This window comes from Pseudomonas sp. D3-27 (assembly GCF_051132165.1).
In the GTDB taxonomy this organism is placed as follows: Bacteria; Pseudomonadota; Gammaproteobacteria; order Pseudomonadales; family Pseudomonadaceae; genus Aquipseudomonas.
This window is the reverse complement of the sequence record NZ_CP071667.1, coordinates 5,341,767-5,365,227: the sequence shown is the minus strand read 5'-3', so window position 1 is coordinate 5,365,227 and position 23,461 is coordinate 5,341,767. Positions and strand designations below refer to the sequence as shown.

At 61.6% G+C, this 23,461-nt stretch carries 16 protein-coding genes and 2 pseudogenes; 4 read left to right on the top strand and 14 right to left on the bottom strand.

Going from position 1 to position 23,461, the window contains the following annotated elements:
* Positions 1–138: 138 nt before the first annotated feature.
* The 4 genes from tcyN to J3P92_RS24065 form a co-directional block, all read right to left on the bottom strand.
* On the bottom strand, positions 139–900 hold the full coding sequence (gene tcyN, locus J3P92_RS24080; RefSeq protein ID WP_434649296.1) for an L-cystine ABC transporter ATP-binding protein TcyN: 762 nt from the start codon (positions 898–900) through the stop codon (positions 139–141).
* 3 nt (positions 901–903) lie between these two features.
* Positions 904–1,569 carry a cystine ABC transporter permease gene (gene tcyL / locus J3P92_RS24075; protein WP_420766445.1) on the bottom strand — a complete coding sequence of 222 codons (666 nt, stop codon included), beginning with the start codon at positions 1,567–1,569 and terminating at the stop codon, positions 904–906.
* The gene (gene tcyJ, locus J3P92_RS24070) at positions 1,569–2,369 is read right to left on the bottom strand and encodes a cystine ABC transporter substrate-binding protein (protein ID WP_420766444.1); all 801 of its coding nucleotides are present in this window, start codon (positions 2,367–2,369) and stop codon (positions 1,569–1,571) included. The genes tcyL and tcyJ overlap by 1 nt, the downstream gene beginning before the upstream one ends.
* Positions 2,370–2,572: 203 nt before the next feature.
* Entirely contained in the window at positions 2,573–3,565 is a 993-nt protein-coding gene (locus J3P92_RS24065; RefSeq protein ID WP_434608372.1) for a D-cysteine desulfhydrase, read from the bottom strand.
* A 389-nt stretch (positions 3,566–3,954) separates the two neighbouring features.
* On the opposite strand from J3P92_RS24065, the gene betT reads away from it, so the two are divergent.
* Entirely contained in the window at positions 3,955–5,916 is a 1,962-nt protein-coding gene (gene betT, locus J3P92_RS24060; RefSeq protein ID WP_434611683.1) for a choline transporter BetT, read from the top strand.
* 120 nt (positions 5,917–6,036) lie between these two features.
* Here betT and J3P92_RS24055 read toward each other — a convergent pair whose 3' ends face one another.
* Positions 6,037–6,777, bottom strand: a complete 741-nt coding sequence (locus J3P92_RS24055) for an SDR family oxidoreductase (protein WP_434649294.1) — start codon at positions 6,775–6,777, stop codon at positions 6,037–6,039.
* Between the two features lie 125 nt (positions 6,778–6,902).
* Between J3P92_RS24055 and J3P92_RS24050 the strand changes: the two genes are divergently transcribed.
* Positions 6,903–7,793 (top strand): LysR family transcriptional regulator, encoded by an 891-nt coding sequence (locus J3P92_RS24050; RefSeq protein WP_434561222.1) that lies wholly within the window; start codon positions 6,903–6,905, stop codon positions 7,791–7,793.
* A gap of 205 nt (positions 7,794–7,998) precedes the next feature.
* Entirely contained in the window at positions 7,999–9,036 is a 1,038-nt protein-coding gene (mgrA, locus tag J3P92_RS24045) for an L-glyceraldehyde 3-phosphate reductase (protein ID WP_434561220.1), read from the top strand.
* Between the two features lie 186 nt (positions 9,037–9,222).
* Here the strand turns inward: mgrA and tauD are convergent, their stop codons facing one another.
* The 4 genes and pseudogenes from tauD to J3P92_RS24025 form a co-directional block, all read right to left on the bottom strand.
* The gene (gene tauD / locus J3P92_RS24040; protein WP_420766439.1) at positions 9,223–10,065 is read right to left on the bottom strand and encodes a taurine dioxygenase; all 843 of its coding nucleotides are present in this window, start codon (positions 10,063–10,065) and stop codon (positions 9,223–9,225) included.
* A gap of 48 nt (positions 10,066–10,113) precedes the next feature.
* Complete coding sequence (tauC, locus tag J3P92_RS24035; protein WP_434608369.1) at positions 10,114–10,953, bottom strand: taurine ABC transporter permease TauC; 840 nt, start codon at positions 10,951–10,953, stop codon at positions 10,114–10,116.
* A complete protein-coding gene (gene tauB, locus J3P92_RS24030; RefSeq protein WP_434649293.1) occupies positions 10,950–11,744 on the bottom strand; it encodes a taurine ABC transporter ATP-binding subunit in 795 nt (264 codons plus the stop codon). The genes tauC and tauB overlap by 4 nt, the downstream gene beginning before the upstream one ends.
* Before the next feature lie 19 nt (positions 11,745–11,763).
* Positions 11,764–12,270: pseudogene (locus J3P92_RS24025) on the bottom strand (taurine ABC transporter substrate-binding protein); the annotation flags it as partial.
* Here J3P92_RS24025 and J3P92_RS24020 point away from each other — a divergent pair.
* A pseudogene (locus tag J3P92_RS24020) lies at positions 12,268–13,554 on the top strand (methyl-accepting chemotaxis protein); the annotation flags it as partial. The pseudogenes J3P92_RS24025 and J3P92_RS24020 sit on opposite strands and share 3 nt — an antisense overlap.
* 112 nt (positions 13,555–13,666) lie before the next feature.
* On the opposite strand, the gene J3P92_RS24015 reads toward J3P92_RS24020, so the two are convergent.
* The 5 genes from J3P92_RS24015 to J3P92_RS23995 form a co-directional block, all read right to left on the bottom strand.
* Positions 13,667–14,263 carry a DUF924 family protein gene (locus tag J3P92_RS24015; protein ID WP_434649291.1) on the bottom strand — a complete coding sequence of 199 codons (597 nt, stop codon included), beginning with the start codon at positions 14,261–14,263 and terminating at the stop codon, positions 13,667–13,669.
* Between the two features lie 3 nt (positions 14,264–14,266).
* A complete protein-coding gene (locus J3P92_RS24010; protein ID WP_420767001.1) occupies positions 14,267–15,277 on the bottom strand; it encodes a class 1 fructose-bisphosphatase in 1,011 nt (336 codons plus the stop codon).
* 248 nt (positions 15,278–15,525) lie between these two features.
* Positions 15,526–16,896, bottom strand: coding sequence for a DUF3999 domain-containing protein (locus J3P92_RS24005; RefSeq protein ID WP_434649290.1), 1,371 nt, complete (start codon positions 16,894–16,896; stop codon positions 15,526–15,528).
* Positions 16,893–20,516, bottom strand: coding sequence for a DUF2339 domain-containing protein (locus J3P92_RS24000; protein ID WP_434649288.1), 3,624 nt, complete (start codon positions 20,514–20,516; stop codon positions 16,893–16,895). The genes J3P92_RS24005 and J3P92_RS24000 overlap by 4 nt, the downstream gene beginning before the upstream one ends.
* A 290-nt stretch (positions 20,517–20,806) precedes the next feature.
* Positions 20,807–23,257: a glycogen/starch/alpha-glucan phosphorylase gene (locus J3P92_RS23995; RefSeq protein WP_434649286.1), complete on the bottom strand. Its 2,451-nt coding sequence runs from the start codon at positions 23,255–23,257 to the stop codon at positions 20,807–20,809.
* Positions 23,258–23,461: the final 204 nt, after the last annotated feature.

Below are 23,461 nucleotides of genomic sequence, written 5' to 3'. Positions count from 1 at the left end.
GATCTCAGTCGAGGCGCGACTGAATAACTTTCTAACTTGGCTGGATAAGTAAAAGCGGGAAGTTCACGTTTTGCTTTGAATGTGGGATGTTGCAAGTTGTCTTACTTCCATCCTTGGAAGTAACGACATTGTGCTGCTTTAGTGCGTGCCGTGTCCGGCTGAGAGGAACTTGCTGAGGAACTGTCGGGTACGCTCTTCTTTCGGTGCTTCAAACAATGCCTTGGCTTCGCCTTGTTCAACGATCACGCCTTTGTCGAAGAACACCACGCGGTTTGCCACATCCCGGGCGAAGCCCATCTCGTGGGTCACGATGACCATGGTGCGTTTTTCTTCGGCCAAGCCACGAATGGTTGCCAGTACTTCACCCACCAGTTCCGGGTCGAGGGCCGAGGTGGGCTCGTCGAAGAGGATCACCGCCGGTTCCATCGCCAGCGCCCGGGCGATTGCCACGCGCTGTTGCTGGCCACCGGACAGGCGCCTTGGATAGGCGTTTTCCTTGCCGGCCAAGCCGACTTTCGCCAACAGTTTGCGACCCAGCGCTTCGGCGTCGGCACGGGGCGTCTTTTTCACCACGATCGGGCCTTCGGTGACGTTCTCCAGCGCGGTGCGGTGGGGGAACAGATTGAAGTTCTGAAACACGAAACCGACCTGCTGGCGCAAACGACGCACCAGGCCCTGCTGCTGGTTCAAAGGGCGACTGCCATCGATCTCGATGTCGCCGACCTTGATCCGACCGTTGCTGGGCTCTTCGAGGAAATTCAGGCAGCGCAGGAAGGTCGTCTTGCCCGAACCGCTGGGGCCGATGATCGCAACCACTTCGCCTTCTTCGATCTTCAAGTCGATGCCGTTGAGCACCACCTGACCCTTGAACTGCTTTGTCAGTTTTTCCACGACAATCATGGGTCAGGACTCCTGGTCGTGCCGATTGACCCGAGCTTCCAATACGTTCTGCAAGTGCGAAAGCACGGTGGCGAGAACCCAGTAGATCAGCGCGGCGGCAAGATACATTGTGAAGATTTCGAAGGTACGGGCGGTGATCAATTGCGCCTGACGGAACAGCTCCGGCACCTGGATAGTCGCCGCCAGCGCGGTGTCCTTGACCAGGGAGATGAAGCTGTTGCCCAGCGGTGGCAGGGCCGTACGCGCGGCTTGCGGCAAAATGGCCCGACGCAGAGTCTGGGCACGGGTCATCCCGATGCTCGCCGCCGCTTCCCACTGGCCGCGCTCGATGGAGCTGATGGCGGCCCGCAGGATCTCACAGGCATAGGCCGCCATGTTCAGCGAGAAACCGATCAGCGCCGCTGGGAGCGGGTCCAGCTCGACCCCCAGCTGCGGCAACCCGTAGTAGATCAGGAATAACTGCACGAGCAACGGCGTGCCGCGAAAGAACGACACGTAGGCGCGGGCTATCCAGTTGACCACCTTGAGACGAGACAGGCGCATCAGCGCCAGGCCGAACCCCAGCAACAAGCCGAAGAACATCCCGCCCAGGCTGAGGATGACGGTGTAATACGCGCCCTTGAGCAGGAAGGGCGCGGAGTCCAACGCGAGTTGAAGAGCTGCTTCCATTATTGGGTGACGTCAGCGTTGAAATATTTTTCCGACAGTTTTTTCAGCGTGCCGTCGGCGCGCAGTTTTTCTATGGCTTTGTTCACGGCGGCCAACAACTCAGGCTCGCCTTTGCGCAGGGCAATACCGGCCTCCTGGCGAGAGAAGGCTTCGCCGGCGGCGGTCGTGTCCTTGGCTTTCTTGGCGTATTCCAGCGCGGCGAGGCGGTCGATCAGGATGGCGTCGATGCGGCCTACGCGCAGGTCCTGGAACTTGCTCGGGTCATCTTCGTAAGTGCGTACATCGGCGGTAGGCACGTTGGCCTTGACCCACTGTTCGTAGTTGGTGCCCAAGCCAACGCCGACTTTTTTACCGCCCAGGTCAGCGGCTTTCTTGATGTTCAGCTCGTCGGCTTTCTTGGTCAGGACCAGCGCTTGAATGCCGGAAACTGTGTACGGCTCCGAGAAGTCGTATTTCTTCTTGCGTTCTTCAGAAATGGTCACCTGATTGACCACAGCGTCCAGGCGCTTGGATTCCAGTGCCGCGAGGATGCCTGCCCATGGGGTGGTCTGCAGCTTGACCTTCACACCCAGCTCCTTGGCCAGGGCTTCGGAAAATTCCACTTCGAAACCGGTCAGCTTGCCGTCGGCGTCAACGAAGCTGAACGGTGGGTACGTGCCTTCCAGGCCGATCTTGATTTCACCAGCGTCCTTGATGTTTTGCAGTTGCTCACCGGCAACCGCTTGCCCCAGCAGGCCGGCGCCCAGTACCAGGCCCAGCGAACCCACCAGCAGGTTGCGACGTAATGCGGAAAAATTCATGACAAGCCCCTGTGTTTTCTTAGAAGACATCGTTTGGATGGAAAGGCGTCGCCGCGCTCCGAAAAGATTGCCACATCCTGCCTTAAAGCAGCCAAGACGTCTCGCGGCAAATGCGCCTGCGGCGAGACTATAGGGTGGCTTTTATAGGTTGGAAAATAATATTAAATCCTCCCTATATAACCACATGGATTGTTCTCTGGACCTCAAAACGCCGCGTTGTAGGCAAACAATGCCGGCGCACCACCGGTGTGAAGGAAGATGATCGGGCCCTCGTCGAAGCGGTCGCGACCAATGCCGTCGAGCAGGCCCGCCATGGCCTTGCCGGTGTAGACCGGGTCGAGCAAAAGCCCTTCCTGGCTCGCCAGTAGCTTGACCGCCGCCAGCGTGCCGGCGCTGGGTTCGCCGTAGCGGGGAGCAAAGTATTCATCCCACAGGTTCACTTTGAAGGCTTGCGGGACGGCGACATCCAACAGCTGCGCCGTGCGTTCGGCCAGGCCCTGGACCTTGGGGAATTGATCTTCTTCGCTACGGGAAACCGTCACGCCAATGACCGGAAGCGCGGGCAGGCTTTCGCTCAAGGCCAGCGCCAGGCCGCTGTGGGTTCCGGCACTGCCCGAGGCCAGCACGACGGCGGCGAAATCGATACCGGTGTCCTTGATCTGTTCGGCCAGCTCCAGCCCAGCACGGACATATCCCAGTGCGCCGAGGGCGTTCGAACCACCGATCGGCACCAGGTAGGGTTTTTTCCCGTTGCTGCGCAGGCGGCCAGCGAGGGCCTGCAATTGATCGTCGGCGTTATCCAGGTTATCCACCAATTCGACTTTCGCGTCGAACAGGTCAAGCAGCAGTCGATTGCCGTTACCCAGGTAATTGCTGTCGTCGGTGCCGATGGGGTTTTCCAGCAGCGCCACGCAACCCAGGCCCAGCCTGGCGGCCAAGGCAGCCGTCTGGCGGACATGGTTGGACTGGATCGCGCCAGCGGTGATGAGGGTGTCGGCACCTTGGGCCAACGCGTCGGCGCCCAGGTATTCAAGCTTGCGCAGCTTGTTGCCGCCCAGTGCCAAGGGCGTCAGGTCGTCGCGCTTGATGTAGACCTCGCGGCCGAGCCATTGGGAGAGTCGTTCAAGTTTCTCCAGCGGTGTCGGATGACCGAGCAGGTCGAGACGATGAAAGCGGGACAGCTGTTCTTTGATCATGAGTCCGTACTGGTTGTAGGCGATGTCGGACTATAGGCATGTGGATATTCGGGCGGCAACCAGCAATCTTCGACCCGGCGTGAATGGAGATGAAGAAGGGTTTGTAAGCTTCCACAGGGTTCGAGGCAACACTGAACGAATGCGCGCCAGGCAACGTCATACCCAGCCATAGGCTAGTGTATGAAACGTGCCATTTAGCCCGGCGATTAGTCTCTAGTTCCCTATTCATGTTTAACTTGAACGTTCATTCAAGTTAAACCATTGGTTTGCTGCCCGCTCACAACAGGAGGCTTGCCTTTGCCGAGTCCGTTTGTACACATCGCTGCTTCGCTTCGCGAGGTGCTCTGTCGATGAGCACTTCGTCCCTCCCACCCAGCGGCCTGGTCCGCATGAATCCGCCAGTGTTTTATTTCTCGGCGACCTTCATCCTGCTGTTCGGCCTGGTTGTCATCACGCTGCCCAAGCAGGCCGGCGCGTGGCTTCTGGCGGCCCAGAACTGGGCGGCCAACACGGTCGGTTGGTATTACTTGCTGGCGATGACCCTGTATCTGATTTTCGTGGTAGTCACTGCATTGTCCGGCTACGGCAAGATCAAGCTCGGAGCCGACCACGACGAACCCGAGTTCAGTTACCTGTCCTGGGCCGGCATGTTGTTCGCCGCCGGGATCAGCATCACGTTGTTCTTCTTTTGCGTTTCGGAGCCGCTGACCCATCTGGTCCAGCCCCCCCAAGGGGAGGCCGGCACCGCCGATGCGGCGCGCCAGGCCATGCAGATCCTATTCCTGCACTGGGGCTTGCACGGCTGGGGCGTCTTTGCATTCGTCGGCATGGCCCTGGCGTACTTCGCCTACCGGCACAACTTGCCGTTGGCCTTGCGGTCGGCGTTGTACCCGCTGATCGGCAAGCGCATCAATGGCCCGATCGGTTATGCAGTGGACGGCTTCGGCATCATCGCGACCGTGTTCGGCCTGGGCGCGGACATGGGGTTTGGAGTGCTGCACCTCAATTCCGGGCTGGATTACCTGTTCGGCATCGCCCACACGCAGTGGATTCAGGTTGGCCTGATCGTACTGATGATGGGGGCGGCAATCATCGTCGCCGTGGCGGGTGTCGATAAAGGTGTGCGGGTCATGTCTGACATCAACATGCTGCTGGCCTGCGCGCTGTTGCTGTTCGTGCTGTTTGCCGGGCCGACGCAGCACCTGCTCAACACGCTGATTCAGAATTTGGGGGACTACCTCGGCGCGCTGCCGATGAAAAGTTTCGACCTGTACGCCTACAACAAGCCCAGTGACTGGTTGGGCGGCTGGACCGTTTTCTACTGGGCGTGGTGGATCGCCTGGTCGCCGTTCGTGGGGCTGTTTATCGCACGGATTTCCCGTGGCCGTACGATCCGCGAATTCGTGTTTGGCGTGCTTTTGATTCCACTGGGTTTCACCCTGGCGTGGATGTCGATCTTCGGCAACAGTGCCCTCGACCAGGTACTGAACCATGGCATGAGTGCCTTGGGCATGTCCGCCCTGGAAAACCCGTCGATGAGCCTTTACCTGCTGCTGGAAACCTATCCGTGGAGCAAGACGGTGATCGCGGTCACGGTGTTTATCAGCTTCGTGTTTTTTGTCACGTCCGCCGATTCAGGCACCGTGGTGCTTTCGACGTTGTCTGCCAAGGGTGGCAGCCCCGATGAAGACGGGCCGAAATGGCTGCGTGTGTTCTGGGGAGCGATGACCGCCCTGGTGACCAGTGCCTTGCTGTTTTCCGGCAGCATCGATGCGCTCAAGTCAGCGGTGGTGCTGACGTCGTTGCCGTTCTCCATGATTCTTTTGCTGATGATGTGGGGGCTGCACAAGGCGTTCTATCTCGAATCCCAGAAGCAGATTGCGCAATTGCATTCCCTCGCGCCGGTGGCGGGATCTCGCCGGGGCACGGGCGGCTGGCGCCAGCGTCTGAGCCAGGCGGTGCATTTCCCTTCCCGGGACGAGGTGTACCGTTTCCTGGACACCACGGTGCGCCCTGCCATCGAAGAAGTGAAAGCGGTGTTCGCTGAAAAAGGCCTGGCGGTGATGACCCAGCCAGACCCGGCCAACGACAGCGTCAGCCTGGAGATCGGCCACGGCGAGCAGCATCCGTTCATCTACCAGGTGCAGATGCGCGGCTACTTCACGCCGTCCTTCGCCCGGGGCGGCATGGGCTCCAAGCAAATCAACAACCGGCGTTACTACCGAGCCGAGGTGCACCTGAGCGAAGGCAGCCAGGATTACGACCTGGTGGGCTACTCCAAGGAGCAGGTCATCAACGACATCCTCGATCAGTACGAGCGGCACATGCAGTTCTTGCATCTGGTGCGCTGAGCTAAGCCCAAGGACGGCGTCAACGAGCTTAGGGTCTGGCACCACCGGCCCCAACGCGAGCAGGCTCGCTCCCACAGGTCAAGGATTCCCTTGTGGGAGCGAGCTTGCTCCGGGCGGCGATCAGACCAGCCCACCATTGGCCCGCAGGATCTGCCCGTTCACCCAGCCGGCAGCCGGGCTGGCCAGGAAAGACACGATGCTGGCAATGTCTTCCGGCTGGCCGAGGCGCTCCAAGGGCGGCATCTTCGCGTAGTGCTGCACCTGCTCTTCGCTTTTTCCGTGCATGAACAGCTCGGTGGCGACCGGCCCCGGGGCCACGGCATTGACCGTGATCTGTCGACCGCGCAGTTCCTTGGCAAACACCTGGGTCAGCGACTCCACCGCGGCCTTGCTGGCGATGTACACCGAATAGCCAGGCAGGTTCAGGCCCACGGTGCTGCTGGAAAAATTCACGATGCGGCCGCCGTCGTTCAGCCGGGTCGCGGCTTCGCGCAAGGTGTTGAACGTGCCCCGGGTATTGATTGCAAACGTGCGGTCGAACAGCTCATCGCTGTGCTGTGCCAAGGGCATGACCTGGAGGATGCCGGCGTTGTTGATCAACACATCGATCTTGCCCAGCTGTGCTTCGACTTCATCGAACATCCGGCTGACATCGGCAGAAACCGACACGTCGGCCTTCACCGCTATGGCCTGGTGACCGGCCTGGCGCAACTGCACAACCAGCCTGGAGGCTTCGGTGGCACTGCTGGCGAAGTTGACGGCGACGGCGAAACCGTCAGTGGCCAGTTGCTTGGCAATCTCTGCACCGATGCCGCGCGAGGCGCCGGTGACAATGGCAACTTTGGAGTTTGGAACAGTCATGGCAAGAATCCCCTGAGATGTCGTGGTAGGTTGAAGCCAGATTCACATGTTTACTCTTGGCGATAAATGCATGAAAGTTGCCTTGACTGTTCAATATCTCTCAACAATCAGGGCGCAGGATTCCGATGGATCAGGTCAAGGCCATGCGGGTATTTGTCCGCATATACGAGCGCAGCAGTTTCACCCTGGCCGCTGAAGATTTGAGCATGCCCCGGGCGACGCTGACCCACACGCTCAATCAGTTCGAGGCCTGGTTGGGGGTGCGTTTGCTGGAGCGCAGCACCCGCAAGGTACGCCCGACCCTTGATGGCGAAGCCTATTACCCGCGATGCGTGCAGTTGCTGGCCGAGCTGGAGGAAGCCGAACTGGCGTTTCGCGGCGTGGCGCCCAAAGGCAAGCTGAGGGTGGACCTGCACGGAACCCAGGCGCGATATTTCGTGATCCCGGCGCTGCCGCAATTCATGGCTCGCTACCCCGAAATAGAATTGTTCATCAGCGAGGCGGATCGTTTCGTCGACCTGATTGCCGAAGGCGTTGATTGCGTCGTGCGTTCCGGCACGTTGGCGGATTCGTCATTGATTGGCCGGCGCGTCGCCAATCTTCGGCAGATCACTTGCGCCAGTCCTGCTTACCTTCGCCGGCACGGTGAGCCGAAAAGCCTCGCGGATCTGAAACATCACAAAGCGGTGAATTACGTCTCGCGCAGTACCGGCAAGCTGTATCCGTTCGAGTTCATGGTCGAGGGCGAACTCAAGGAAGTGCCGATCGGTGGCACGTTGTCAGTGTCCGGCGCGGAAATCTACGCCGCGTCGGCCATCGCCGGGATGGGCCTGATCCAGTGCCCGCATTACCGGATGGAGGAGCCGATCCGGCAGGGTCTGATCCAGGAAGTCCTCGCCGCGACTCCACCACCTTCCATGCCAGTGTCGGTGCTCTATCCGCACAACCGACACATGTCGCCACGGGTGCGAGTGTTCGTGGATTGGGTGGCCCAGGTGTTTGCGCAGGCGCGTTAAGGCTTGGCTATCGAGCCCTGTGGGCGCGAGCTTGCTCGCGATGAGGCCATACCTGTCGATGATTTGTTGGCAGATCCACCGCTATCGTCGGATCGCCGCCCGGAGCAAGCTCGCTCCACACCTGCCATGCGAACTTTCGGCCTGACCGATGCGTCTGTGAAATGTTAGCTTCTGCCACTCGCCGTTCGCACAGAGAGCCTTTTCGATGACCTACACCGCTGCGCAAAACCGCTACGAGTCCATTCCCTATCGCCGCGTCGGGCGCAGCGGGCTGGTGCTTCCGGCCCTGTCACTCGGCTTGTGGCACAACTTCGGCGACAGTACGCCGATCGATACTCAGCGAGCCTTGCTGCGCACGGCATTCGACCTGGGCATCAACCATTTCGACCTCGCCAACAACTACGGCCCGCCCTACGGCAGCGCCGAAATCAATTTCGGTCGGCTGTTGCGTGAAGATTTCAAGCAGTACCGCGATGAACTGATCATCTCCAGCAAGGCCGGCTGGGACATGTGGCCCGGCCCTTATGGACAGGGCGGCGGTTCGCGCAAATACGTGCTCGCCAGCCTCGACCAGAGCCTGCAACGCTTGGGCGTGGATTACGTGGACATTTTCTACTCCCACCGTTTCGATCCCGACACGCCACTGGAGGAAACAGCCAGCGCCCTCGCCACAGCCGTGCAACAAGGCAAGGCTTTGTACATAGGCATCTCTTCGTATTCGGGCGTGAAGACCCGGGAAATGGCCGCGCTGCTCAAGGAATGGAAAGTCCCGCTGCTGATCCACCAGCCGGCCTACAACCTGCTCAATCGCTGGGTGGAAAAAGACCTGCTGGACGCTACCGAGGAACTCGGCACTGGCGTCATCGCTTTCACGCCGCTGGCCCAGGGACTGCTGACCGACAAGTATCTCAAAGGCATTCCGGCCGATGCGCGGGTGAATCGTCCGGGCGGTGGCTCGTTGCAAGCGTCGCATCTGTCGGATGAAAATATCGCCCACGTCCGCGCCCTCAACGAAATCGCCCAGCGTCGCGGCCAAAGCCTGGCTCAAATGGCCCTGGCCTGGACGCTGCGCGATCCACGTGTCACCTCGGCCCTGATCGGCGCGAGCCGGCCGGAGCAGATCGTCGAGAACGTCGGGGCGTTGCAGAACCTCAACTTCAGCGCCGAGGAACTGGCCGAGATCGACCGGTTTGCCCAGGAGGGTGGGATTAACCTGTGGGAGAAGCCTTCGACAGCGGAGTAACACCGAACACCCCTGTGGCGAGGGAGCTTGCTCCCGCTGGGCCGCGAAGCGGCCCCAAACCCATTCAACGCTGCGTATCAGGAAAAGCAGTGGGACAGGTTTTGCGACTGCTGCGCAGTCGAGCGGGAGCAAGCTCCCTCGCCACGGGGATATGCGTTACCCCGGAAAACCATTCGGGCAAGGCACTCACCTGAAAAACGGCACATCCCCCAACACCGTCGCCCGGTGCATCACGCGCCGGGCGGGACGGTAGTCGTCCACGGCGAAATGCTGGGTCACGCGGTTATCCCAGAAGGCCACGTCGTTGGCCTGCCAGCGCCAACGAACGGTGAACTCCGGTCGGGTGGCGTGGGCGAACAGCAGTTTCAGGATCGCCTCGCTTTCGGTTTCCGATAGCTCGTTGATTCGGGTGGTAAAGCCTTCGTTGACGAACAGCGAGCGGCGGCCGCTCACTGGATGAGTACGTATTACTGGATGGGACAACGGCGGGTTCTTGCGCCGAGCTTCCTCCCAACGCACCAGGTCTTCAGGCGAGTTGCCGAAGCGCTCCAGCGGAAATGAACGGGTGAAATCGTGGGTCGCTGTCAGACCTTCCAGCAAACTTTTCAACGGCGCCGACAACGCTTCGTAGGCTGCAATGCCGCTGGCCCATAACGTGTCGCCGCCAAACGCCGGCAGCAGCTTGGCGCTGAGCACCGCGCCCAGGGCGGGTGTCGGCAAGAAGGTCACGTCGGTGTGCCACACCGCGTTATCGCGAACATCGGTGACGGCGGTGTCGAGCACCAGCACTTCAGGCTGCTCCGGTATGTTGGGGTAGATCGGATGGATGTGCAGGTCACCGAAATACGCCGCGAAACGTGCCTGTTGCGGTGGTTCGATCGGCTGGTCGCGGAAAAACAGTACCTGATGTTCCAGCAATGCCTGCTCGACGAAATCCCGGTCTTGCGGACTCAGCGGTTGGCTGATGTCGATCCCGTTGATCTGCGCGCCGAGGGCAATGCTTAAAGGGGTAATGGTCGGGCGGCTCATTTTGATTCTCTCGGATGGGCGCCGAATGGTCGGCGTGGTCATTGCGTATCAGTGAGCCTGGCCGTGCCATGGCACCAGTTTGCGTTGCAGGGCGCGCAGGCCCATCTCCATGGCGAAGGCGATCACTGCGATCACCAGGATTCCCAGAACCACGACATCGGTGACCAGGAATTGCGCCGCCGACTGCACCATGAATCCCAGGCCGCTGGTGGCTGCGATCAGTTCAGCGGCGACCAGCGTCGACCAACCCACGCCCAGGCCGATGCGAATGCCGGTAAGAATGTCGGGCAAGGCGCTGGGTACGATCACATGACGAATCAATTGCCTCCGCGAGGCGCCCAGGGACTGCGCGGCGCGCAATCTGGCCGGGTCGACGGTGCGCACGCCGGTGGCCGTAGCGATGGCGATCGGGGCGAAGATCGCCAGGTAGATCAGCAGGACTTTCGACAGCTCGCCGATGCCGCACCAGATCACGATCAGCGGCAAGTAAGCCAGGGGAGGGATCGGCCGATAGAACTCGATCAGCGGATCGAGCACGCCACGGGCAATACGATTGGCGCCGATGGCGATGCCCACCGGCACCGCTGTCAGCACCGCGAACAACAGGCCCAGGCCAATCCGGCCGAGGCTTGCGCCCAGGTGTTGCCAGAGTGTCGAGTCCATGTAGCCGCTGGTTGCCAGCAGCCAACCCTTCTGCAGCACGGCGAAGGGCGGCGGCAGGAACAGCGGTTCGATCAGCCCGGTGGCGGTGATCGCCCACCAGAGAAACAGCAACACCACCAATGTCAGGCCGCTGATCCAGCGTGTGCTCAGCCTGCGTCGAGCGGGTGCGGCCGCGTGCGAATTCACGGCATCGCCGGCCACGGCTGGAATTTCATAGCTGCTCATGCGCGCTCCTGTTGTCGAGTGGCGCTGCGTTGGGAAAACACTCTAGCAAGCACGTGCTCGCGGGTCTCGATGAAGCGTGGATCGGACTTGATCGACCGGGCCGATTCGCCAGCGCCGTAGCGGTGGCCGAAATCCAGGCTCAGCCGCTCGACGATCCGCCCGGGATCGGGCGCCAGCAAAATCAGATCGGTCGCCAGGAACACGGCTTCTTCAATGTCGTGGGTAATCAGGAACACCGGTTTGGCGGTGCGCTGCCAGACCTGCAGCAGCAGTTCCTGCATCTGCTCGCGGGTGAAGGCGTCCAGGGCTCCGAACGGTTCGTCCATCAACAGTATCCGTGGATCGGCCGCCAGCGCGCGGGCCAGGCCGACGCGTTGCTTCTGACCGCCAGACAGCTGCCAGACGCGACGCTTTTCGAACCCGGCCAGGTCCACCAAGGCAAGCATTTCCCGGGCGCGAGCCTCGCGTTTTTCTCTCGCGAGCCCGGCCAGTTCAAGGCCAAACCCGACGTTTGCCAGCACGTCCTGCCAAGGCAGCAACGCATCGTCCTGGAACACCACGCCACGTTCGGCGCCCGGGCCTGACACTGGCACGCCGTCCAAGGTGATTTGTCCGGCGCTGGGCTCGACGAACCCGGCAATCAGGTTCAGCAACGACGTCTTGCCACTGCCGGATGGCCCGAGGGCGACCAGCAACTGCTGTGGGCCCAGGGTCAACGAAATATCCGTCAGTACCGGTTTCGTGGCGCCGGGGTACTGTGCGCTGATGCGCTCCAGCTGTAGCAAGGCCATCTCGGTGTCTCCTTTTTGATCAGCGAGTGATGTATTTGGCGCTGACGTACGGTGCGTAATCCGGCAGTACGGCTTCGACCTTGCCTTGCTCCTTGAGGAACGCGGCGGTGTCGGTTATCGCCTGGGTGGTTGGGGCGCCGAGGCTCAGCACCTGGTCTGCGGCCAGGGGGAATACGTTGCCTTGCAACAACAGCGGGATATCGCTGGCCTTGGCCCCGGATAGCTTCACCAGCTTGTCGATGTTGGACGCATCGGCCAGCCAGGCTTGTGGGTCCTTGCGGTACTGGGCATAGGCATCCAGGGTGACTTTTGCGAAAGCCGTGACGATTTCAGGGTGCTGCTGGGCGAAGTCCTTGCGCACGATCCATGCGTCGAAGGTCGGTGCGCCAAATTGCGCCAGTTCCGCAGAGGTAATCAGCACCTTGCCGTTTTCCTTGGCCACGCCCAGGGCTGGGTCCCAGACGTAGGTGGCGTCGATGTCGCCGCGTTTCCACGCCGCGATGATGGCCGGTGGGGCGAGGTTAAGATCCTCGTCCACCCTGACAGCAAGCGCGTGCTCAAGACCCTCGCCGAGGCCTATCCCAACGGTGCGCCGCAAGTCAGCCCGGGCATGAAGGAAGTCGAGCTCGACGGCAAGACCCAGTTCATTTCCTTTACCCGAGTCGCCGGCGTACCCGGCGCCGACTGGTACGTGGCGCTGGTGCTCGACAAGAGCGCGGCGCTGGCGATGCTCAGCGAGTTCCGCACCTCGGCCCTGATTGCCATGGTCATTGCCGTGGTGTTCATCATCGCCCTGCTGAGCATGCTCATCCGTGTATTGATGCAACCGCTGCTGATCATGGGCCGCGCCATGCATGACATCGCCGAAGGCGAAGGCGACCTGACCCGCCGCCTGACCATCCACGGCCATGATGAATTCGGCGCGCTGGGCACTTCGTTCAACCGTTTCGTCGAGCGTATCCACGCTTCGATCCGCGAAGTGGCTTCCGCCACGGGCCAGGTCAATGAAGTCGCCCTGCGTGTCGTCAGCGCCTCCAATTCGTCGATGTACAACTCCGACCAGCAAGCCTCGCGCACCAGCAGCGTGGCCGCGGCCATCAACCAGCTTGGCGCCGCCGCCCAGGAAATTGCCCAGAATGCCGCCCTCGCCTCGCAGCACTCCAGCGAGGCCCGCAACCTGGCCGAAGATGGCCAGCAAGTGGTGGATAAAACCATCACGGCGATGCAACAGCTGTCAGCCAAGATCAGCGATTCTTGCGGCAACATCGAAACCCTGAACAGCAACACGGTGAACATCGGCCAGATTCTCGAAGTGATCACCAGCATTTCCCAGCAGACCAACCTGCTTGCCCTGAACGCCGCCATCGAAGCGGCCCGGGCCGGTGAAGCCGGTCGCGGCTTCGCGGTCGTCGCCGACGAAGTGCGCAACCTGGCCCACCGCACCCAGGATTCGGCGCAGCAAGTGCAGAAGATGATCGAAGAGTTGCAAGTCGGCGCGCGGGAAGCGGTGCTGACCATGACCGATAGCCAGCGCCAGAGCGAAAGCAGCGTCGGCATCGCCAACCAGGCCGGCGAACGACTGGGCAGCGTGACCCAGCGCATCGGCGAGATCGACGGCATGAACCAGTCCGTGGCCACCGCCACCGAAGAACAGACCGCCGTGGTGGAATCGATCAACGTCGACATCAATGAAATCAACACGCTGAACCAGGAAGGCGTGGAAAACCTGCAAGCCACCTTGCGGGCCTGTTCCGACCTGGAACAGCAGGCGTCGCGGTTGAAGCAGTTGGTGGGCAGTTTCCGGATCTAACGCCTGGAGGGCCCCATCGCGAGCAAGCTCGCTCCCACAGAGATCTTTGTAGCAAAGAGATCTACTGTGGGAGCGAGCTTGCTCGCGAATGCAATAGCAGCCCCGACACGATCTAAAACCTGGACCCAGGCCTGCTCAAGAATTCCACTTCCTCAGCCGTTGACTCACGCCCCAACACCGCATTGCGATGGGGAAAACGTCCGAACCGGGCAATGATCTTCTGATGCCGTTCGGCATAATCCAGGTTGTCTTCGAACACCGCGCGCTGCGCCTCGGGTTGCTCCCGGACCAGCTCGATGAACCGAGACACGGCTTCGTTCTGCACCGCGAGGTTTTCGCAATGTTCGAGGACGAGGTAGATGAAGACACGCTGGATTGGCCGCAGTTGCTGGTCGAAACCTGCCGCCAGGCCTTGGGCCACCAACGCTTGGGCACGCAAGTCGCCGGAAAAGCTTTTGGGCGTGTTGCGAAAGATCATACGCGGGAGTTGATCCAGTAGCAGCACCAGGGCCAGCCAACCTTCCGGGCGTTGCGCCCAATCGGTCAATCCGCCGGCCAGTGCTTGCTCGACCTGTTCGCCGAAGCGCTCTTGCGCCTGGCGATCATGGCCTTTGCCAAACCACAGCTTGCCCTTGTCAGCCGCTATTTCGTCCGGCGTTTGGGCTGTGCCAAACCACCAATCGAGCAACGGCTGCCAAGGCCCGGTCATGGTTTACTCCTTGTGGTAAGCCGTGGCGCGTGCCACTTCTTCTTTCGAACCGAGGAATACCGCAACTCGCTGGTGCAGGCCCTCAGGCTTGATGTCGAGGATGCGCTGGCGACCGTCGGTGGAAGCGCCACCCGCCTGCTCTACCAGGAACGACATCGGGTTGGCTTCGTACATCAGGCGCAGCTTGCCCGGCTTGGACGGCTCGCGGCTGTCGCGCGGGTACATGAACAGACCGCCTCGGGTCAGGATGCGGTGTACATCGGCAACCATCGCGGCCACCCAGCGCATGTTGTAGTTCTTTTTCAGCGGGCCTTCTTCACCGGCCAGCAACTCGCTGACGTAGCGTTGTACCGGAGCTTCCCAGTGACGCTGGTTGGACATGTTGATGGCGAATTCCTGGGTGGTTTCAGGAATGGTGATGTCTTCGTGGGTCAGGACGAAACTGCCCATCTCGCGGTCCAGGGTGAAGCCTTTCACGCCGTCGCCCAGGGTCAGCACCAGCATGGTCTGAGGACCGTAGATGGCGTAACCGGCGGCGACTTGCTCGGTGCCGGGCTGCAGGAAGGCCTTTTCATTCAAGGCTTCGTTCTGGCTCAGGTATTCGTTCGGGCAACGCAGTACCGAGAAGATTGTGCCGACCGGCGCATTGATGTCGATGTTCGACGAGCCGTCCAACGGGTCGAATACCAGCAGGTAGGCGCCTTTCGGGTATTTGCCCGGGATCTGGTAGGCATTGTCCATTTCCTCGGACGCCATGCCGGCCAGGTGACCGCCCCACTCGTTGGCTTCCAGCAGGATTTCGTTGGAGAGCACGTCGAGCTTCTTCTGCACTTCGCCCTGCACGTTCTCGGTGCCCATGCTGCCCAGGACACCGCCCAGCGCGCCCTTGGACACGGCGTGGCTGATCTCCTTGCATGCACGCGCCACCACTTCGATCAAAAAGCGCAGATCGGCAGGGGTATTGTTGCTGCGGGTCTGCTCAATCAAATAGCGACTCAAGGTAACGCGGGACATGGACGGCTCCGAAGAATAGGGGGCGGAAAACCCGCGCAGTTTAGCGCGAGTCGGGACTTAATTCCTCCTATGAGACGGAATATGGAGGATTGAGTTCACGGGGTGGGGCCCGCTTGGGTATTTATGTTGATTGACAAGGCGCCATCGCGACCAAGCTCGCTTCCACAAGTTGACCGAGTTGCTCTAACGAATGCGGTCTATTGTGGGAGCGAGCTTGCTCCGGGCGGCGATCCGACGATGAACACACCTCAGTTCTTGACCGGCGGCTTGCGCAACAGGCTGAACGCCATCGCCGCGAGGAACAGCACGCTCAGTAGCAACACCGCCCACAAGCCCATTTTCTTCCAGTTGGTGTCAACGACCGCAGGCACCGCTTCAACCGTTGGCGTCAACGTAGTGGTTCCGTTCACCTTCGCCGCACCCAGCGCCGCCAGGCGTGACGGTTTGTAATCCGGAATCAGCGTGGTCAACGGCAAGTTGGCCGCCTTTACCGTCGCGCTGCCCAGTGCCAGTTGGTATGGCCCTTCGCCCCGTGCCAGGAACACCACCTGGGTCGCCCGCACGGCAAAACGCAGCGCAGGCGCTTCGGTGCCCAGACCGCCGCCGCGCTCATCCACCGTCAGCTTCAATTGTTGAACGGTCTGGCCGGACAACTGCAGCTGGTTTTGCTGCACGTCCTGACCGTTCTGGGTCAGGCGATAGAGCAAGCCACCGCCCATCGGCTGCCACGGATGGCTGCTTTCACGGCGACCGGCCAGGGTCACCGGCGCCAGGCTGTTGGCCTGGCTGAGCTCCACCTGCACCTGCTCGATGTCCAGCCCCATCGGCAACTGCCATGTGTATTCACCGGCCTTCGTCGTGTTGCCGGCAAGCGGTTGCGACCAGACCAACGGCAGCGGCAGGCTTTCGCGGCTGGCGCTTTGCAGTTGGGCTGAGGTCAGCACCGGCGCCGAAGACGGCGAATCCCACAGCAACCGCAAGTACCGCGCCGATTGCCCGGGCAGGTTCACTTCGTGCTGCTCGACCCGCTCATCGGCAAATGTCAGCCGGGCGACCTGCCCTTCCCCCCAGGCCTGCCAATGCTGCAAGTCATCGCTGGCTTCGATGGTGAAGCGCTGGAAGCCGTCGCGCTCGCTGGTCCAGTCGAGGATCAACTGCTGCAGCGGTGCCTTGATTGCGCTGGCATCGAGCAGCCAGCCGCGCAGTTCTTCTTCCCCCGCTTCGAGTCGGCTGGACGGCTGCACTTGCACCAACGTGCCGTTGGCGTTCGATTGCACCCGCACGCTGGGCGCGCGCTCGCTGTCGTCCGCGGCGTTGTACAACGGGAACCACTTCACATCGGTGAGGGTGCGATTCTCCCGGCTCTGAGCCGACTCGCGCACCAACGCATAGGCCTGGGCCTGCCCGGCGGCGTTGAAGACCCGCAGGTCACTGAGGTCGGTTTGCCGCGCCTGCAACTGGACGTCCAACGGTAACGGCAAGCGATACCACGGCCCCTCGCCGCTCAAGGCCAACGGCACCTGATGGGCAAAATCCTGCGGTTGCTCCTGCGCCGTCGCCGACAAGGCTGCCCACAGCCCGACCACGCCCAACCCGATTCGACTCAACTTGCGACTCAAGACGACACTCCCTCACTGACAGGCATCGGCGGCTCGGCATCGGCGGCCGGCTCCGGACGTTTCGGTGGCAGCGGCGCAAAATAGCCGACCACCAGCAACAACACGCCCACGCCAATAAACGACACGATCCGCGCCAGACCGCCACGGTTACTCAATTCGACGAAGAACAGCTTGGCCACGACGACAGCAATCAACGCGGCGCCGATCAGCCACACCTCACGGCGATGGCGCAGGTGACCGCCGATCATCAGGCCCAAGGCAATCAAGGTCCAGACAATGGACAGACCGGCCTGCACGAACATGGATTCAAGCAACGCATCCAGTTCGTACGCAACCCCCATCCACTGGTGCGCACAGCGCATCACCACGGCACTGAAGAACGCGAACAGCGACACACCGGCGGTCAACTGAGCGATATGCCCGACGCGACTCCAACGGTTTGTCGACTGCTCCACGGCGTTGCGGGCCCACACGTAAATACCGAACAAGGCGAACAGCAGGCCCAGCTCCAAGGGATTGAGCAACGGCACATAGGGCAGTGGCTCAGAGTTGCCGTCACTGAAGGTGTTGGTCAGCCAGAACCAACCGAGCATCAACAGCGCCATCGGTGCCGCCGCGTAGACGCGGTATTCGCGCGGTTGAGCCGATACCGGCCAGGGCAAGGTGCGCGGCGTTGACACCAGCACCAGGTAAAGGCTCGGCAGGATCGCCCAGGCCAACCAGCGCCAGGCGTTGTATTGCTCAGACAGCAACAGCAGGCCGTAACGCAGCTCCAGCATCAACACCGTCATCAGCAGCCAGCAGCCGAGCACATGAGCTGTACTGCGCGCCTGGGCCGGCAGTATCGGCGCGAGCCGTTTCAAGGACATGAAATGCACGGCGAACACCGCAAGCCAGGCCAGCCAACCGAAATCCGCCGCCGGGTGGTAACGGCTGTGCCCGGTCGCCACCAGCACACAGCACGCCGCCGGGATCAGCAAGGTGCCCAACAGCCCCAGCGCCGGCCATTTCAAACGCAGCGACAAGACGCTCCACACCGCCACGCTGGCCGCCGCCACCATCAGCAACAAGCTGCCTTGCAGGTTGGCCGGGGCAAAGCGCAGCACTTCGCTGACCCATGCCAGCGCCCACCAACCGGCACCCCAAACCAGCAACAGCTCGGACAGGCGCCGCAAACTCAAGGCGTCGAGCTCCTTCGCCGAATGCGCCCGTTGCAGCCGCCATGCACCCACCAGCGCCGCCAGTCCTAGTACCAATGGTGTCCAGAAACCGCTGTGGGCCAGCGGACGAAGATCCTCGGCATCGAGCGCCCCCAACAGCGCCGGCCCCGCAGTGAGGAACGCCGCACCGCCCAGCAATTGCAGCAGCAAGCCAAAGACAAAACTCACCCGCTGCTTCAGGTACAGGCTCAACCAGATGATCAACAGGCCGCTGGCCGCCCACACGCCGCTCGCCGTTTGCCAAGGCAGGACGAAGAGCACCGCGAGATTGATCAGCACCAGTCCCGCCAGCAACACCACCGACAAGCCACGCAGCAACCGCACATCGTTGCGCACCATGTCGTCGCGCGCCGCCAGCAGCATGCCGCCGATCAATGCCAGGCCAATCAGCGAAGCACTGAGCAAACCGCTCCAGCCAGCGCTGAACACGGCCGTCGAATCCCCGTCCGCACCTTGCAGGCGCACCAGGAACAACGCACCGCCCAGCAGTTGCACGGCGAACGCCGTAAACAAGAAGCTACGTGATTGCAGGCGCAGGCCAACGAACAGCGTCGCCAGGCCGGCCAATGCCCAGGCGATGGCGGTGCCGTGGGTGGAGAAGAACAGCGGAGCCAGCAAATAAAGGAAGCTTAGGCCCAGCACCGCCAGCACGGGTTGGCCCTGGCGCTCCCAGCTCGCGATATGGTCAGGCTCTGCCTTGCGCAACTGATAGAAGCTGAACAGCAAGGCACCACCGAGCATCAACGCACCCAGCCACGAACCTTCCAGCAGGCTGCCTTCACCTGAATGCAATTCGCTGACGAAGGCCAGCGCCGAACCCAATTGCAGCAACAGGGCAAAGACACGTGCGAAGGGCCGTTGTTGGCGCAGGCCCAGCCAGAAGATGCCGGCGCCCTCCACCGCCCATGCCGCGGCAGTCCAACGGGCATCGAGGCCGAGCGGTATCGCCAGACTGCTGAAAATCACGCCCAAGGCGAGGCAGGTTTCAGCCAGCAGCACGGCGCGACCGCCCATCAATACGCGGGCCAGACCCATGTAGATCATGCCCAGGGCCAAAGCACTGAACGCTGCAGCGAATTCCAGGTGCTGGACCAACGCGAACTGCAAACCGAAGCCTACCAACGGAGGGCCGAACAGCATGCTGCCATCGACGTAGTCACCCTTGCGGGCCGACCAGCGCAACATTGCATCGCGGCTGTCATCGTCGGGTCCATCGCTCATTTCCATCAGCTTGCGCCGGGTGAACAGCAAGCCGATCACCAAATACATCAGGAAAAACACAATGAGGAACGGTTCGGTGCTCCACAACAATCCCGGCGTATAGGAACGCAAACCCCAGGCGAAACCAATGCCGAAAGTACCAACAAAGCCAATCAGGTTGAGCAGGCGCCAGGCTTTGAACCAGGCGATCGCTAGGATGCCGGCGTTGAGCAGGATGAAATAGCTGAACAGCCCGACGTGGTTGCCACTGCCGGTGGAGGTGAGGATCGGCGCGGCAAACCCGCCCAGCGCCGCGGCCGCCGCCAGGCCCATGGCATTCTGGGTGACCGCCAGGATCGCCGAGAACACCGTGACCGCCACCAGCAAGGCCAGCGCTGCCTTGGAATCGAGCAATGGATGCAGGCGCATGGCGGCAAACACGGTCAGGTACAGCACCGCAATGCCCGTGCCCTGGAGCATCAATGCATAACTGTTGTTACGTTGGCGCAACCACCAGCCCAGGCCCAACAGGCCCAGCGCGCTGGCCGCGACGCCGGCATAGCGCAATTCGATCGGCACCACCATGCCTTCGGTGGCGTAGCGCAACAGGAATGCCAGGCCGAGGAATAACAACACCACCCCGACCCGCAACACGGTATTACCGCCGAACAGCCAGTTGCGCGCGGCGGTGATGGCGCGATCGAGCAGATTCGGGCCACGGGGAACCGCAGGCGCAGGCGACGTCGATTCAAGGGGCAACGGCGCAAAGTCACGATTGGAGGGACGGCTGGAAGCGGCCGGCGCAGGGCTCCAGATTTCATCAGGCAACGGCTGGCTGGCCTGGGTGCTCATGACGGAGATGGGTTCGAGGTCTGGCGGCAGTTCCCAGACCAGCTCCGGCTCGGTGCGGGCTTCGGGTTTTGGAGCCTGGGGCGCGACGGCCTCGGCCGCCGGCGCCGGATCACTCGGCTGGGCGGCCTTGCCGCGTTCGAGCACCGCCAGCCGCGCTTCCAAGGTGAGCAGACTCTGCTGGGCCTCTTGCAACAGGATCTGTTGCTTGGCCGCCTGGATACCCAAGCGTCCCAGTCGAAACGACTGGGCGATGCCGAGCCCGACCAACGCGCCTATCAGCGCATCGGCGAACGACTCGTCCACCACCCAGCCGAGTGCCAGGCCCAACAGTGTCAAAATCCATTGCATATGGTCGATATCCCTAAGCGGCCCCTAGCGGGCATGACCGGGAGGATGCGGTGCCTGGATCAGTCTAGTGGAAACCCCAAAACCCTGTGGGAGCGAGCTTGCTCGCGATGGCGTCGTTTCAGGCGACAGTGATCTTGCCTGACATGCCGCTATCGCGAGCAAGCTCGCTCCCACAGTGGATCGTTGGCGCTTCCAGTACTGAATCCGGCTTCACAACCCGGCGAATCAGGCGCTTAGTATATCGACGAAGCCCAACCGTCGTTGGGCTTCGCTCACATTTCTCGCAAGCGTTATTCCAGCGCTTTCCAGATATCGGTGGCGTATTCGCGAATGGTCCGGTCCGAGGAGAACCAGCCCATGCGCGCGGTGTTGAGCACCGCCGAGCGCCACCATTGCTTGGAGTCGTGCCACTTCTCTTCGACCTTCACCTGGGCGTTCCAGTAGGCATCGAAATCGGCGCAGACCAGGAAGCGGTCGTAGTCCACCAGCGAATCCACCAATCCGGTGTAGCGCATCGGATCGTCCGGGGAGAACACCCCGCCCCGAATCGCCTGCAACACATCGTTGAGGCGATGGGAGGCGGCGATGTCCGGCGCGGCGCTGAACTCACCGTTGCGCTTGCGCGCTTCCACCTGCTCGGCGGTCAGGCCGAAGATGAACATGTGCTCATCGCCGACGCGCTCGTGCATTTCTACGTTAGCGCCATCCATGGTGCCGATGGTCAGCGCGCCGTTGAGGCCGAACTTCATATTACTGGTGCCCGACGCCTCGAAACCGGCGGTGGAAATCTGCTCCGACAAGTCCGCCGCCGGAATGATGCTTTCGGCCAGGCTGACGTTGTAATTGGGCAGGAAAACCACTTTGAGCAGACCGCGCACGGTCGGGTCGTTGTTCACCACCCGGGCGATGTCGTTGGTCAGCTTGATGATCAGCTTGGCCTGGTGGTAACTGGCGGCGGCCTTGCCGGCGAAGATCTTCACCCGCGGTACCCAGTCCACTTCCGGCTCGGCACGAATCGCCTGGTACAGCGCCACGGTGTGCAGCAGGTTGAGCAACTGGCGTTTGTATTCGTGGATGCGCTTGACCTGCACGTCGAACATCGCCGCCGGGTTGACGGCGATGCCCAGGCGCTCGTGAATCAAGTAGGCCAAGGCTTTCTTGCTGTGCAGCCGCTGCTCGGCGAACTGCTTGCGGAACGCCGGCTTGTCGGCGAACGGTTCCAGCTCGATCAGCCGTTCCTCGGGGTTGTCGAGCACGCCTGGCCCCAGAGCGTCGACCATCATCGAGGTCAATTCGGCGTTGGCCTGGAACAGCCAGCGGCGGAAAGTGATGCCGTTCGTCTTGTTGTTGATTCGCTCTGGATAGAGCTTGTGCAGCTCGGAGAACACCGTGCTGCGCATCAACTGGGTGTGCAACCCGGACACGCCGTTGACGCTGTGGGAGCCGAGGAACGCCAGGTTGCCCATGCGCACCCGGCGACCGTTGTCTTCCTCGATCAGCGACACCGAGCGCAGCACGTCGAAATCATGCACGCCCTTGGCCCGCAGCGAATCGATGTGCTGGGCGTTGATCAGGTAGATGATCTGCATGTGCCGAGGCAGCATGCGCTCCATCAACCCTACCGGCCAGGTTTCCAGGGCCTCAGGCAGCAACGTGTGGTTGGTGTAGGACAGCGTGTCCTGGGTGATCTGCCAGGCCGCGTCCCACGCCACATCGTAGACGTCCACCAATTGGCGCATCAGCTCGGCCACTGCAATGGACGGGTGCGTGTCGTTGAGCTGGATCGCCGCGTGATCGCCCAGGGTCAGCACCGAGGTGTGCATGTTGCGATGACGACGCAGCAAGTCCTGCAGCGAAGCGGCGACAAAGAAGTACTCCTGGCGCAGGCGCAGCTCCTGGCCGGCCTCGGTGCTGTCGGCCGGATACAGCACGCGGGAAATACTTTCGGCCCGGGCCACTTCGGCTACGGCGCCGAGGTGGTCGCCGGCATTGAAGCGCTCCAGGTGCAGCTCTTCCATGGCCCGGGCGCGCCACAAGCGCAAGGTATTGACGCTGGCGCCACGCCAGCCGACCACCGGCGTGTCATAGGCGATGGCCCGCACGGTTTCGGCCGGGGACCACACCTGGCGAGTCTTGCCGGCTTCGTCGGTGACGGTTTCGACGCTGCCGCCAAAGCCGATTGGGTAGACGACTTCAGGCCGCTCGAACTCCCAGGGGTTGCCGAAATCCAGCCAGTGCTCGGTCTGCTCCTGTTGCCAGCCATCGACAATCGCCTGGCGGAACAAGCCGTGTTCGTAACGAATACCGTAGCCATGACCGGCGATACCCAGTGTCGACATGCTTTCCATGAAGCACGCCGCCAGACGGCCAAGGCCGCCGTTGCCCAGGGCCGCGTCGGGCTCCAGCAGGCGAATGCGTTCCAGGTCGACACCCAGCTCGGTCAGCGCTTCGCGGGCGGTGTCCAGCAGGCCGAGGTTGCTCAGGCTGTCGTAGAGCAGGCGGCCGATGAGGAATTCCAGGGAGAGGTAATAGACACGCTTCTGGCCCTTGCGGTAAATCTGCCGCGTGTGGTCCATCCAGTGTTCGACCATGTGGTCGCGGGCGGCAAGGGCGATGGCTTCGAACCAATCGTGATCAAACGCATGATCGGGATCCTTGCCGACGGCATAAGTGAGTTTGGTCAACACAGCGTCGCGAAATGCCGCAACCTCAGCTTCGCGAACAAGTGGTTCTTGAGTCATTGATGAGACCTCGAACGAGCATGGAATTGTCTGAGCCTAGTCGGTCTGACAGACGGTAAAGGCTCTTGGTTCGGTGGTTTTTCCGTCGGCGCCGGAGAATCGTCGCCAAGGAATTGCCGATGGACGAATGAATGCAGGGGCCGTGCCGGTAAGGGCGGGTTTTGTCGGGACGCAAAAAAAACCGGCAGATGGTCGTTCAAAATT

Coding starts and splice junctions, on each gene's coding strand:
- J3P92_RS24010 (WP_420767001.1), bottom strand. CDS start 15,277: ATGTCCCGCGTTACCTTGAGTCGCTATTTGATTGAGCAGACCCGCAGC.
- J3P92_RS23995 (WP_434649286.1), bottom strand. CDS start 23,257: ATGACTCAAGAACCACTTGTTCGCGAAGCTGAGGTTGCGGCATTTCGC.
- tauC (WP_434608369.1), bottom strand. CDS start 10,953: ATGAGCAGCTATGAAATTCCAGCCGTGGCCGGCGATGCCGTGAATTCG.
- tauB (WP_434649293.1), bottom strand. CDS start 11,744: ATGGCCTTGCTACAGCTGGAGCGCATCAGCGCACAGTACCCCGGCGCC.
- tcyJ (WP_420766444.1), bottom strand. CDS start 2,369: ATGAATTTTTCCGCATTACGTCGCAACCTGCTGGTGGGTTCGCTGGGC.
- J3P92_RS24000 (WP_434649288.1), bottom strand. CDS start 20,516: ATGCAATGGATTTTGACACTGTTGGGCCTGGCACTCGGCTGGGTGGTG.
- tcyN (WP_434649296.1), bottom strand. CDS start 900: ATGATTGTCGTGGAAAAACTGACAAAGCAGTTCAAGGGTCAGGTGGTG.
- J3P92_RS24050 (WP_434561222.1), top strand. CDS start 6,903: ATGGATCAGGTCAAGGCCATGCGGGTATTTGTCCGCATATACGAGCGC.
- J3P92_RS24055 (WP_434649294.1), bottom strand. CDS start 6,777: ATGACTGTTCCAAACTCCAAAGTTGCCATTGTCACCGGCGCCTCGCGC.
- J3P92_RS24065 (WP_434608372.1), bottom strand. CDS start 3,565: ATGATCAAAGAACAGCTGTCCCGCTTTCATCGTCTCGACCTGCTCGGT.
- tauD (WP_420766439.1), bottom strand. CDS start 10,065: ATGAGCCGCCCGACCATTACCCCTTTAAGCATTGCCCTCGGCGCGCAG.
- mgrA (WP_434561220.1), top strand. CDS start 7,999: ATGACCTACACCGCTGCGCAAAACCGCTACGAGTCCATTCCCTATCGC.
- betT (WP_434611683.1), top strand. CDS start 3,955: ATGAATCCGCCAGTGTTTTATTTCTCGGCGACCTTCATCCTGCTGTTC.
- tcyL (WP_420766445.1), bottom strand. CDS start 1,569: ATGGAAGCAGCTCTTCAACTCGCGTTGGACTCCGCGCCCTTCCTGCTC.
- J3P92_RS24015 (WP_434649291.1), bottom strand. CDS start 14,263: ATGACCGGGCCTTGGCAGCCGTTGCTCGATTGGTGGTTTGGCACAGCC.